The sequence below is a fragment of the Saccharomonospora piscinae genome, from assembly GCF_005862235.1.
Classification (GTDB): Bacteria; Actinomycetota; Actinomycetes; order Mycobacteriales; family Pseudonocardiaceae; genus Saccharomonospora; species Saccharomonospora piscinae.
Genome location: NZ_VCEK01000003.1, coordinates 1074691 through 1086926, shown reverse-complemented (window position 1 = coordinate 1086926; position 12236 = coordinate 1074691). Strand labels below are relative to the sequence as shown.

12 protein-coding genes are annotated in these 12236 nt (G+C 71.0%); 2 read left to right on the top strand and 10 right to left on the bottom strand.

Going from position 1 to position 12236, the window contains the following annotated elements; genetic code table 11:
* Nucleotides 1–113: 113 nt before the first annotated feature.
* Nucleotides 114–1388: a tyrosine--tRNA ligase gene (gene tyrS / locus FFT09_RS16270; RefSeq protein ID WP_081191052.1), complete on the bottom strand. Its 1275-nt coding sequence runs from the start codon at nt 1386–1388 to the stop codon at nt 114–116.
* Between the two features lie 58 nt (nt 1389–1446).
* Between tyrS and FFT09_RS16265 the strand changes: the two genes are divergently transcribed.
* The gene (locus tag FFT09_RS16265) at nt 1447–2256 is read left to right on the top strand and encodes a nucleotidyltransferase domain-containing protein (RefSeq protein WP_138383172.1); all 810 of its coding nucleotides are present in this window, start codon (nt 1447–1449) and stop codon (nt 2254–2256) included.
* An 18-nt stretch (nt 2257–2274) separates the two neighbouring features.
* Here the strand turns inward: FFT09_RS16265 and FFT09_RS16260 are convergent, their stop codons facing one another.
* The 9 genes from FFT09_RS16260 to argC are packed head-to-tail and all read right to left on the bottom strand — an operon-like array spanning nt 2275 to nt 11364.
* Entirely contained in the window at nt 2275–2913 is a 639-nt protein-coding gene (locus FFT09_RS16260; RefSeq protein ID WP_024877838.1) for a DNA-3-methyladenine glycosylase, read from the bottom strand.
* Nucleotides 2914–2941: 28 nt separating this feature from the next.
* Nucleotides 2942–4363, bottom strand: a complete 1422-nt coding sequence (gene argH, locus FFT09_RS16255; protein WP_138383171.1) for an argininosuccinate lyase — start codon at nt 4361–4363, stop codon at nt 2942–2944.
* Nucleotides 4364–4404: 41 nt separating this feature from the next.
* Nucleotides 4405–5610: an argininosuccinate synthase gene (locus FFT09_RS16250; protein ID WP_138383170.1), complete on the bottom strand. Its 1206-nt coding sequence runs from the start codon at nt 5608–5610 to the stop codon at nt 4405–4407.
* Nucleotides 5603–6160, bottom strand: a complete 558-nt coding sequence (locus FFT09_RS16245; RefSeq protein WP_037336268.1) for an arginine repressor — start codon at nt 6158–6160, stop codon at nt 5603–5605. The genes FFT09_RS16250 and FFT09_RS16245 overlap by 8 nt, the downstream gene beginning before the upstream one ends.
* Nucleotides 6157–7083: an ornithine carbamoyltransferase gene (argF, locus tag FFT09_RS16240; RefSeq protein WP_024877842.1), complete on the bottom strand. Its 927-nt coding sequence runs from the start codon at nt 7081–7083 to the stop codon at nt 6157–6159. The genes FFT09_RS16245 and argF overlap by 4 nt, the downstream gene beginning before the upstream one ends.
* A 1-nt stretch (nt 7084) precedes the next feature.
* Nucleotides 7085–8272 (bottom strand): acetylornithine transaminase, encoded by a 1188-nt coding sequence (locus tag FFT09_RS16235; RefSeq protein ID WP_081191055.1) that lies wholly within the window; start codon nt 8270–8272, stop codon nt 7085–7087.
* The gene (gene argB / locus FFT09_RS16230) at nt 8262–9191 is read right to left on the bottom strand and encodes an acetylglutamate kinase (protein ID WP_138383169.1); all 930 of its coding nucleotides are present in this window, start codon (nt 9189–9191) and stop codon (nt 8262–8264) included. Before argB ends, FFT09_RS16235 begins: the two co-directional genes overlap by 11 nt.
* On the bottom strand, nt 9188–10339 hold the full coding sequence (gene argJ / locus FFT09_RS16225) for a bifunctional glutamate N-acetyltransferase/amino-acid acetyltransferase ArgJ (protein WP_138383168.1): 1152 nt from the start codon (nt 10337–10339) through the stop codon (nt 9188–9190). Before argJ ends, argB begins: the two co-directional genes overlap by 4 nt.
* Complete coding sequence (gene argC, locus FFT09_RS16220) at nt 10336–11364, bottom strand: N-acetyl-gamma-glutamyl-phosphate reductase (protein WP_138383167.1); 1029 nt, start codon at nt 11362–11364, stop codon at nt 10336–10338. Before argC ends, argJ begins: the two co-directional genes overlap by 4 nt.
* A gap of 124 nt (nt 11365–11488) precedes the next feature.
* Here argC and FFT09_RS16215 point away from each other — a divergent pair, with 124 nt between their 5' ends.
* Entirely contained in the window at nt 11489–12199 is a 711-nt protein-coding gene (locus tag FFT09_RS16215; RefSeq protein ID WP_244231383.1) for a DNA alkylation repair protein, read from the top strand.
* The last annotated feature ends 37 nt before the right edge of the window (nt 12200–12236 follow it).

Sequence of the window (12236 nt, the reverse complement as noted above, 5' to 3'; positions counted from 1 at the left end):
CCGGCCCGGCCCGGTCTCCCCGGCGACGAAAAGAAGATTACACACCCCCACCAACCCCACAAACAGGGGGGTCCCTTAACTGCGTTACCGCAGGTCAGGGGAGGAGCCCCGCCTCAGTTCCGCACACGCACGCCGGCCAGCGTCCGCTTGCCCCGGCGCACCACGAGCCAGCGGCCGTGCAGTGCCTCGGCGCTGCCCGGGGTCCAGCTCTCGTCGGTGATCTTGGTGTTGTTCACGTAAGCGCCGCCCTCCTTGACCGTCCTCCGAGCGGCACCTTTGCTGTCCACCACTCCCCCGGCAACCAGAAGGTCCACGACGGTCGGCTGGTCGGCGAGCTTGACCTCGCCGGTGGGGACTTCCGCCATGGCCGCGTCGAGCGTGGCGCCGTCGAGTTCGCGCAGCTCGCCCCGTCCGAAGAGCGCCTGGCTGGCCGCCGTGACCTGCCGTGTCTGCTCGGGCCCGTGGACGAGATCGGTCATCTCCTGGGCGAGACGGCGCTGCGCCGCCCGCGCCGAGGGCCGATCGACGGTGGCGGCCTCCAGTTCACCGATCTCGTCGGCGTCCAGGAAGGTCAGCAGTTTCAGGCAGCGCACCACGTCGGCGTCCGGCAGGTTCACGAAGTACTGGTACCAGGCGTACGGCGACGTCATGTCCGGGTCCAGCCACACGCTGCCGCCACCGGTGGACTTCCCGAGCTTGCGGCCCTCCGAATCGGTGATCAACGGAGTAGTGAGCGCGTGTACGTGCTCACCGTGTACCCGTCGCACGAGGTCGACCCCGGCCACGATGTTGCCCCACTGATCGGAGCCACCGAGCTGGACGCGGACTCCGTACCGCTCGAACAACTCGCGGTAGTCGGTGGCCTGCAACAGCATGTAGCTGAACTCGGTGTAGGAGATGCCCTCCCCCTCGAGCCGCCGCTTCACCGTCTCGCGGGCCAGCATCGTGTTCACCGAGAAGTGCTTACCCACGTCCCGCAGGAACTCGGGCACCGTCATGGAGCCGAGCCAGTCGAGGTTGTTCACCTCGATCGGGGGGACATCCGGGTGATCGAAGTCGACGAACCGCGCGAGCTGGCCGCGCAACCGGCCTGCCCACTCCCTCACCTGCTCCTCGGTGTTGAGCGTGCGCTCGCCGACATCACGCGGATCCCCGATGAGTCCGGTGCCGCCACCGGCCAGCAGAACCGGACGGTGCCCGGCGTTCTGGAACCGGCGCAGATTCAGCAGCGGCACCAGGTGTCCCGCATGCAGGCTCGGCGCCGTCGGATCGAATCCCGCATAGACGGCGAGCGGGCCCGCGTCCAGCTCACGCCGCATCGACTCGAGGTCGGTGGACTGCGCGATCAACCCTCGCCAGGACAGCTCGTCAAGAATGTGCTCGCTCACGTCCCCATTCTCTCCGCCCCGCCCCGCCCGGCGCGCCGGGGACCGGCAGAGTGGTGCCATGGACCCCACCACCCCGCGCGGGCTCCGCGAGGACGGCACGATCGACAGGGAAGGGGCGCTCGACCGCGTCTCGCCCGCGTTCAGGGCCGTCGTCGACGCGGCACGCGAGCTGATCGTGAGCGTCTTCGGGGCCACGCGGCTGCACAGCGCCTACCTGTACGGCAGCGTGCCGCGCGGCACCGCCGTGCCCGGTCACTCCGACCTCGACGTCCTGCTCGCGCTCCGGCACGCTCCCGACGCCGCCGACCGGGCCGACGCGGACCACGTCGCGACGGTGCTCGACCGTGAGTTCGCCCAGATCGACGGGGCGGCGCTCAACCTGGCCGAGGCGGCCGAGCTGCTCAGCGAGCGCGAACGCCACGACGGTGGGTTCTTCGTCGCCTGCCTGTGTACGCCGTTGCTCGGCGACGACCTCGCCGAGCACCTGCCGCAGTATCGGCCCACCTCGCTGCTCGCCAGGGAGACCAACGGCGACCTCGCGCGCCTGCTGCCCCAGTGGCAGGCACGATTGGCGCGGCCGGACACCGATCGCGAGGCACTGGCACGCAGTGTCGGCCGCCGGCTCGTCCGCACCGGGTTCACCCTCGTGATGCCACGGTGGGGTGGCTGGACCAGCGACCTCGACGAGGCCGCAGCGATCACCGGACGGTACTACCCCGCGCGAGCGGGCCAGTTGCGCCTTGCCGCTGCCACCGGCGTCCATTCCACGGCCCATGACGACACGCTGCGCGTTCTCATCGAGGACCTGGGTCCGTGGCTGGCCGCGGAGTACCGGGCCTGGCACGGCGAGAAGACCGCTCGCGGCTGACCGGCCGGCCCCGCGACGTCAGGACCGGGGGCGGGCACGGCCGTTACGGCGGTAGGCACTGACCGCGGGCGAGCCGTCGACCCAGAACCGCCACGGCACCTCCTTGGCGGCGGCGACACCGACCCGGGGTCCCGAGCGGAGGCACTCCGGAGGCACCGGCTCGCCGCTGAGCAACCGGATCGGCGATCCGGGATCGGTGAGGTCGAGTCCGTTGTGGGCGCGTTCGAGGCCCAGCACGGACGTCAGCACCGCAGGCCCCTTCGCGACCAGTCCGCCGCCTCTCGCCGTGGGGCGGCGGGTGCGGGCGAGGTCCCGGCCCTCCAGCACCTCGCCCGCACGCAGCAGCACCGCACCGGGCTCGCCGTCACGCAGACCCACGACGTTGGCGCAGAAGTGCATGCCGTACACGAAGTACACGTACAGATGCCCGGCCGGGCCCCACATCACCTCGTTGCGGGGCGTGCGACCGCGATAGCAGTGCGAGGCCGGGTCGTCCAGCCCGCGATACGCCTCCACCTCGACGAGCCGGACCCGCACCGTGCCCTGTTCGCTGCGTGACTCCAGCTCGGTGCCGAGCAGGCTCAGCGCCAGCTCGACGGGATCGATCGCGAGCTGGTCGCGCCGGAGTACCCGGCCCGTGGCGACCTCGTCCGTCACAGCGCTCCCCTCGCCTGCCCCTGCGGGATCAGCCTAACGGTGGCGCCGACGGGGGCCGCTCTGCCCACTCCCGCACCGCGGCGAGCCTCGACACGAGCCGATCCCGCTGCTCCGCGACGCGCTGCGGGGCCGTGCCTCCGCGCGCGTCGCGCGAGGACACCGACCCTTCGATCGTGAGCACCTCGCGCACGGCCGGGGACAACGCGGGATGCACTGCGGCCAGCTCGTCGTCGGTGAGCTCGTCGAGCCCGGCACCGCGCGTCTCGGCCACGCGCACGCACTCGCCCGCCGCCTCGTGCGCCGCGCGGAACGGCACCCCCTGGCGCACGAGCCACTCGGCCACGTCGGTGGCGAGCGTGAACCCGGCCGGGGCGAGCTCTGCCAGCCTGCCGGTGTGGAAGGTGAGTGTGCCGACCATTCCCGCGATGGCGGGCAGCAGGAGTTCCAGCTGCTCGACGGAGTCGAAGACCGGCTCCTTGTCCTCCTGCAGGTCGCGGTTGTAGGCCAGCGGCTGCGCCTTGAGTGTGGCGAGCAGGCCGGTGAGGTTGCCGACCAGCCGTCCCGCCTTGCCCCGGGTCAGCTCGGCCACGTCGGGGTTCTTCTTCTGCGGCATGATCGAACTACCGGTGGCCCACGCGTCGTCGAGCGTGACGTACGAGAACTCGGCGGTGTTCCAGATGATGACCTCCTCCGCCAGCCGGGAGAGGTTGACGCCCAGCATCGCGAGCGCGAACCCGAACTCGGCGGCGAAGTCGCGGGAGGCCGTGCCGTCGATGGAGTTGTCCACCGACGAGACGAAGCCCAGTTCGTGGGCGACCGCGTCCGGATCGAGCCCGAGCGACGAACCCGCGAGGGCGCCCGATCCGTACGGTGACTCCGCCGTCCGGGCGTCCCAGTCGGTGAGCCTGCCGAGATCACGCAGCAGGGCCTGGGCGTGAGCCAGAAGGTGGTGTGCCAACAACACCGGCTGCGCGTGCTGCAGGTGGGTACGGCCCGGCAGTACCGCCTCCGGATGCCGTTCGGCCTGGTCGACGAGCGCGTCGACGACGTCGAGCGTGCCGGAGGCGATCCGCCGTGCCGCGTCCCGCAGCCACATGCGGAACAGCGTGGCCACCTGGTCGTTGCGTGAGCGGCCCGCGCGGAGCTTGCCGCCCAGCTCGTCCCCCGCGCGTTCCAGGAGGCCACGCTCCAGCGCGGTGTGGACGTCCTCGTCGGCGACGGTCGGGGTGAACTGCCCCGACTCGACGTCCTTCGCCAGGCGGTCGAGCGCGGCGAGCATCGCGTCGAGCTCACCGTCGTCGAGCAGGCCCGCCCGGCGGAGCACCCGGGCGTGGGCCCGGGAGCCCGCGATGTCGTAGGGCGCCAGCCGCCAGTCGAAGTGGGTCGAGGCGGACAGCGCCGCCATCGCCTCGGCCGGTCCGCCGGCGAACCGGCCGCCCCACAGCTTCATCGTGTCGTCCTCCCGTGCCTCGCGGCGGTGTCAGTGCGGTCTCAGTTGCTCTTGCTCTGCTGCCGCTTCGCGGCGATCTTGCTGGGCAGGCCCCACAGCTGCACGAAGCCCTTGGCCAGCGACTGGTCGAACGTGTCGCCCTCGTCGTAGGTGGCGAGGTTGAAGTCGTACAGCGACTCGGCGCTGCGCCGCCCGGTGACGGTGGCGGTGCCGCCGTGCAGGATCATGCGGATCTCGCCGGTGACGTGCTCCTGTGCCTTCGAGACGAAGCCGTCGAGCGCGTCCTTGAGCGGCGAGAACCACAGGCCGTCGTAGACCAGCTCGCCCCACCGCTGCTCGACCTGCCGCTTGAACCGCGCGAGGTCACGCTCGACGGTGACGTTCTCCAGTTCCTGGTGCGCGGTGATCAGCGCGATGGCACCCGGTGCCTCGTAGACCTCCCGGCTCTTGATGCCCACGAGCCGGTCCTCGACCATGTCGAGCCTGCCGATGCCGTGCGCACCGGCACGGCGGTTCATCTCCTCGACGGCCTGCAACACGGTGACCGGCTTGCCGTCGATGGCGACGGGCACGCCCTTGTCGAAGCCGATGACCACCTCGTCGGGCGCCTGGAAGTGCACCGTCGGGTCCTGCGTGTACGCGTAGACCTCCTTGGGCGGCTCGTTCCACAGGTCCTCGAGGATGCCGGTCTCGACCGCCCGGCCCCACACGTTCTGGTCGATGGAGAACGGCGACTTCTTGGTGACGTCGATGGGCAGGTTGCGCTCCTCGGCGTAGGCGATGGCCTTCTCCCGCGTCCACGCGTAGTCGCGGACCGGCGCGATCACCTTGAGGTCGGGCGCGAGCGCACCGATACCGACCTCGAACCGCACCTGGTCGTTGCCCTTGCCCGTGCAGCCGTGCGCGACGGTGGTGGCGCCGTGGTACTTCGCCGCTTCGGCGAGGTGCTTCACGATCAGCGGGCGGGACAGCGCGGACACCAGCGGGTAGCGGTCCATGTAGAGCGCGTTGGCCTGCAGCGCGGGAAGGCAGTACTCGTCGGCGTACTCCTCACGAGCGTCGGCGACGACCGCCTCCACCGCTCCGCAGTCGAGCGCGCGCTGCCGGACGATGTCCAGGTCCTCGCCGCCTTGGCCGAGATCGACGGCCACGGCCACGACCTCCGCGTCGGTCTCCTCGGCGATCCAGCCGATCGCCACGGAGGTGTCGAGCCCGCCCGAGTACGCGAGCACCACCCGCTCAGTCATTGTCCTTCTCCTCACTCACGTTCATGTCCGCAATGGACGACCGCTGCGCCAGTACGCTGAACCGCTCGGCCAGTTCCGAGCCCGTCAGCGGTTCTCTGGCGATCACCGCGATCGTGTCGTCGCCGGCGATCGAGCCGACGACCTCCTCCAGTGCCGCCCTGTCGATGGCGCTGGCCAGGAACTGCGCCGCGCCGGGAGGGGTCCTCAGCACCATCAGGTTGCCCGAGGCGTCCGCCGAGACCATGAACTCGGCGAGCAACCTCGACAGCCGCGCCGTGCCACCCTGCACACCGCGTACGGGACTGCCGTCCTCGGGAATCACGTAGACCGCGGCGCCCGAGTCCGCGCCCCTGAGTTTCACCGCACCCAGCTCGTCCAGGTCCCGGGACAGCGTCGCCTGGGTGACCTCGATGCCGTCGTCGGCGAGCAGCCGGGCCAGCTCGGTCTGGCTGCGAATCGCCATGCCGGCGACCAGCTCCGTGATCCGTGCGTGCCGCCGCGCCCGGTTCATCCCCCCGCCGACGGGAGCCCGGTGGTGCTGTGCCGTCATCGTCGCTCCTGCCGCGACAACCACACCAGCAACGCCTTCTGGGCGTGCAACCGGTTCTCGGCCTCGTCCCACACCGCACTGGCAGGCCCGTCGATCACCTCGTCCGTGATCTCCATGCCCCGGTGCGCGGGAAGGTCGTGGAGCACGATGGTGTCCGTTCCGGTTCTGGCGAGCAGCTCGCCGTTGACCTGGTACGGCAGGAACGGCCGCACCCGGTCTCTGCCGTCGTCCTCCTGCCCCATCGAGGTCCAGGCATCGGTGGTGACCACGTCGGCGCCGTCGACGGCCGCGTGCGGGTCGGTGAACACCGAGGCACTACCGCCGGTCTCGGCCGCGCGCTTGGCGACGGCGTCCAGCACCCACGGCAGGGGATGGAACCCCTCGGGGGCGGCGATCCGCACGTGCATCCCGGCCGTGACCCCACCGAGCAGCAGCGAGTGCGCCATGTTGTTGGCGCCGTCGCCGAGGTAGGTGAGCGTCAGACCGGCGAGTGCGCCCTTGCGCTCCCGCACGGTGAACAGGTCGGTGAGGATCTGGCAGGGATGGAACTCGTCGGTGAGCGCGTTGACGACCGGCACCGCCGACGCGGCCGCGAACTCGTCGATGCGGACCTGCCCCGACGTGCGCCACACCACGAGATCGGTGTACCGCGACAGCACCCGTGCGGTGTCGCCGAGAGTCTCCTCACGACCCAGCTGCATGCTCCGGCCGTCCACGACGACGGCATGGCCGCCGAGCTGGGTGATACCGACCTCGAACGAGAAGCGGGTCCGGGTCGAGTTCTTCTCGAAGATCACCGCGACCGATTTCGGCCCGGCCAGCGCGTCGCCGTAGGGGTGTTGCTTGAGTTCGGCCGCGAGGTCGAGCACCGCGGCCTGCTCGGCCGGGGTGAGATCGTCGTCGCGGAGGAAGTGGCGGGGCATGTCAGTCGTCCTTCTGGATCACGGTGTCGAGCGCGCCCGGGAGCGCGGCGAGGAACGTCTCGGCCTGGTCCCGGCTCACGATCAGCGGCGGAGCCAGCCGGACCACGTCCGGTTGCACCGGGTTGACGAGGAACCCGGCGTGCTGTGCCGCGGCGGCGACCGCACGGGCGCTCGGCTCAGCCAGCGCGATGCCGAGCAGGAGACCGGCGCCACGCACGCTCCGCACCACGGGGTGATCGAGGCGCTCGACGCCCGCCGCGATCTCCTTGCCGAGCGAGGCCGTGTGCTCCAGCAGACCGTTCGAGGCGATGGTGTCGAGCACGGCGAGTCCCGCCGCGCAGCACACCGGATTGCCGCCGAACGTGGTGCCGTGTTGTCCGGGTTCGAGCAGGTTCGCGGCGTCGCCGAACGCGAGGCACGCCCCGAGGGGCAGGCCACCACCCAGTCCCTTCGCCAGGGTGACCACGTCCGGCCTGACGTCCTCGTGCTGGTAGCCGAACCAACGGCCCGTCCGGCCGACACCGGTCTGGACCTCGTCCACCACAAGCAGGGCTCCGTGGCGGGTGGTGATCTCCCTGGCCGCCCTGAGGTAGCCGTCGTCGGGAACGACCACGCCGCCCTCACCCTGGATCGGTTCCACGACGAACGCGGCGGTGTCCCCGTCGACAGCCTCCTCCAGCGCGGCCACGTCCCCGTAGGGAACGTGAGCCACGCCCGGGACCAGCGGCTCGAACGGGGTGCGCTTGGCCTCCTGCCCGGTCAGCGACAACGCGCCCATGGTCCGGCCGTGGAAGCCGCCCTCGGTGGCCACGACCCTGCCGCGACCGGTGCGGCGCGCCAGCTTGAACGCCGTCTCCAGCGCCTCGGCGCCGGAGTTGCAGAACAGCACCGAGCCGTCACCGGCACCGGCGAGGTCGAGCAGGCGTTCCGCGAGAGCCAGCGCCGGCTCGTTGATGTACAGGTTCGACGTGTGGCCGATCGTGGCGATCTGCCGGGTCACCGCCGAGACCACCGCGGGGTGAGCGTGGCCGAGTGCGTTGACCGCGATGCCGGTCGTCAGGTCGAGGTAGCGGCGCCCGTCGGCGTCCCACACGGTGGCGCCCTCGCCGCGCACGAGACTCAGCTGCGGGACGCCATAGTTGTTCATCATCGCGGCCTGCCACCGCGTCCGCGCGTCCTCATTCGACATCGTCATCGTCCTTCCCCGGCAGCACCATGGTTCCGACCCCGCGAGAGGTGAACACCTCCAGCAGCACCGAGTGAGCCAGCCTTCCGTCGATCACGTGGGCGCGGCGCACACCGCCCCGGACGGCACGCAGGCACGCCTCCATCTTCGGGATCATGCCGCTGGCGAGACCGGGCAGCAGCCGGTCGAGCGCGTCGGCGTCGATCCGGTCCACCAGCGACGAACGGTCGGGCCAGTCCGCGTACAACCCCTCCACGTCGGTGAGCACGACCAGCTTCTCGGCTCCGAGCGCGGCGGCCAGCGCTCCCGCCGCCGTGTCGGCGTTGACGTTGTGGACGACACCGTCCACATCGGGCGCGACCGTGGAGACCACCGGGATGCGCCCCGCGTTCACGATGTCGAGGACGGCGTCGGGATTGACGTCGGCCACCTCGCCGACGAGACCGATGTCCACCGCCTCGCCGTCGACGGTCGCCCGCTTGCGTTCGGCCGTGAACAGGCGCGCGTCCTCACCGGAGATACCGACCGCGTACGGCCCGTGCGCGTTGACGAGTCCCACCAGTTCCCGGCTGACCTGACCGACGAGCACCATCCGGACGATGTCCATCGTCTCGGGGGTCGTGACGCGCAGGCCGCCCCTGAACTCGCCGGGGATGCCCACCCGGTCGAGCATCGCCGTGATCTGCGGGCCGCCGCCGTGCACGACCACGGGTCGCAGGCCCGCCAGCCGGAGAAACACCATGTCCTGAGCGAAGGCCCGTTTCAGGGTGTCGTCGACCATGGCGTTGCCGCCGTACTTCACGACGACCGTGGCGCCGTGGAACCGCTGCAACCAGGGCAGCGCCTCGACGAGGACGCCCGCCTTCTCGGCGGCGGTGGCCAGCCGGTCGTCGGCCGGGACGAGCGAGGGATTACCGGTCATGTCGAGTACGCCGAGTTCTCGTGTACGTAGGCGACCGTGAGGTCGTTGGTCCAGATCGTCGCGGACTCGGTGCCCGCCTTCAGGTCCACGGTGACCTCGACCGCGCGGGCCGACAGATCCACCTTGTCGCGGCTGTCCCCCGGAGCCCCGTCGCGGCAGATCCACACTCCGTTGAAGGCCACGTCGAGCGCACCGGGATCGAACGCCGCCTCGGTGGTCCCCGCCGCGGCGAGGATGCGTCCCCAGTTCGGGTCCTTTCCGTACACCGCGGTCTTGAACAGGTTGCTCCGGGCGACCGCCCTGCCGACGGCGAGCGCGTCGTCCTCCGTGGCCGCGTTCCGCACCTCGATCGTGATGTCGTGCTCGGCGCCCTCGGCGTCACCGAGCAGCTGCTGTGCGAGGTCGTGACACACCTCGGTGAGCAGCGCCGTGAACTCCCCCGCCTCGGGAGACGTTCCCGAGGCACCGCTGGCCATCAGCAGCACGGTGTCGTTGGTGGACATACATCCGTCGGAGTCCAGCCGGTCGAACGTGGCGCGGGTCGCGGCGCGCAATGCCCCCTCGGCGGTGTCGGCGTCGATCTCGGCATCGGTGGTGATGACGACGAGCATGGTGGCGAGCGCGGGCGCGAGCATGCCCGCGCCCTTGGCCATGCCACCGATCGCGAAGCCGGAGCCCTGCCGCACCACCTGCTTGCTGCGGGTGTCCGTGGTCATGATGGCCTCGGCCGCCGCCTCGCCACCGCTGCCGGAGAGCCGCTCCGTCACCGCGTCGATACCGGAGGTGAGCGCCGCCCGGTCGAGCTGCTCGCCGATCAGCCCGGTCGAACACACGACCACGTCGACGGCCCCGATGCCCAGCTTCCCGGCGACCAGCTCCGCCGACGCGTGTGTGGTCTGGAAACCCTGCGGCCCGGTGTAGCAGTTGGCGCCGCCGGAGTTGAGCACGACCGCCCTGGCACGGCGATCTGCCATGACCTGCTCACTCCACAGCACGGGATTGGCCTTGCAGCGGTTGGCGGTGAACACGGCGGCGGCGACGTCCGACGGCCCGTCGTTGACGACGAGTGCGACGTCGGGCCGGCCGCTGGACTTGAGCCCGGCCGCGACGCCGCCCGCCCGGAACCCGCGTGGTGTGGTGACCGTCATGGTGCGACTCCCGTCAGCGGCAGGCCGACCGTCTCCGGCAGCCCGAGAGCGAGGTTCATCGACTGCACGGCCGCGCCCGCCGTGCCCTTGGTGAGGTTGTCGAGCGCGGCGACCACGACGAGGCGCCGGGCGTCGTCGTCGATCGCCACCTGGAGCAACACCCGGTTGGAGCCCACCGTGGCACCCGTGGTGGGCCATGCCCCTTCGGGCAGAAGCGTGACGAACGGCTCGTCGGCGTAGGCCTTCTCGTAGGCGGCCCGGATGGTGTCGACGCCGGTGTCCCCCACCAGCGGCGCGCTCGCCGTCGTGAGAATGCCGCGCGGCATCGGTGCCAGCACCGGGGTGAAGGACACCGCCACCCGCTCACCCGCGATCACACTGAGGTTCTGCACGAACTCCGGGGTGTGCCGGTGCGCACCACCGACGCCGTACGCGCTGGCCGACCCCATCACCTCGGCACCGAGCAGGTGCGGCTTGAGGCTCTTGCCCGCACCCGACGTTCCGGTCACGGCGACGACGGCGACGTCCGGTTCGACGAACCCGGCGGCCAGGGCGGGGCCGAGCGCGAGCGAAGCGCCCGTGGGAAAGCAGCCGGGGACGGCCACGCGGTTGGCGCGGGTGAGCTGCTCGCGCTGCCCCGGCAACTCGGGCAGCCCGTAGGGCCAGGTACCCGCGTGCTCTCCGCCGTACCAGCGCTGCCAGTCGGCCGAAGCCGTGAGGCGGTGGTCGGCCCCGAGGTCGATCACCACGGTGCCCTCGCCCAGTTCCGCGGCGATGGCACCGGAATGGCCGTGCGGCAACGCGAGAAACACCACGTCGTGACCTGCCAGCGTGTCCGCCGTGGTGTCCTGGACGAGGCGGTCGGCCAACGGGCCGAGGTGTGGCTGATGCTGCCCCAGCACGGTACCCGCGCTGCTCGCGGCCGTGAGCGCACCGACCTCGACGTGTGGATGCGCGAGCAGGATCCGCAGCAGCTCGCCGCCCGCGTAGCCGGTCGCGCCGGCCACCGCTACCTTCACCGTCATACGCATGATTATGCATCCCCCCGCAATATCACTCAAACCCGCCCCCGAAACCCTGCCGTTCGCTCAGGTGTTCGATAGTATCGAGTCACCTCGTCCCACACAGTTCCCGGAACAGGTGACGCTCGTGTCGAACAGCGGGATCAGCCCACCAGGCCCGGACACCCTGGTCCACGCCGCGCGCGACGGTCTGGCCCAGCTCGCCGACCCGCAGCGAGCACCGCGAATGCGGGAGTACATGAAGTCGGAGCTGCCGTTTCGGGGTGTGCCCACACCGCAGCGCAGACAGCTGGCGCGGCGCGTCGTCGCCGACCATCCGTTGCCGGATCGCGCGAGCTGGCGCCGGGCCGTGCTGACGCTGTGGGACCACGCCGCCTACCGGGAGGAACGCTCGCTCGCGATCGACATCACGGGTCACCGCGCACACGCGCGCTGGCAGACCGCCGAGGCACTGCCCCTCTACGAACATCTCGTCGTGACGGGCGCCTGGTGGGACTTCGTCGACGAGATCGCGATCAACCGCCTCGGCCCGATCCTGCGCGGCGACCCCGGCACTGTGGCCCCGGTTGTACGACGCTGGGCACACGGGCACGACCTGTGGCGACGCCGCGCGGCGGTGCTGAGCCAGAACGCATCGGGACCCCGTACCGACACCGCGCTGCTCGCCGAGTGCCTGGACGCCACCGCGGGAGATCCCGACTTCTTCCTTCGCAAGGCCGTCGGTTGGGCACTGCGGCAGTACTCGCGTTCGAACCCCGCGTGGGTACGGAACTACGTGTCCGAGCACCCCGAACTGGCACCGCTGTCACGCAGGGAAGCACTGCGGCACCTGAGCTGATGCGGTGCGGCCACCCACCCGGACGACCGCACCGCAC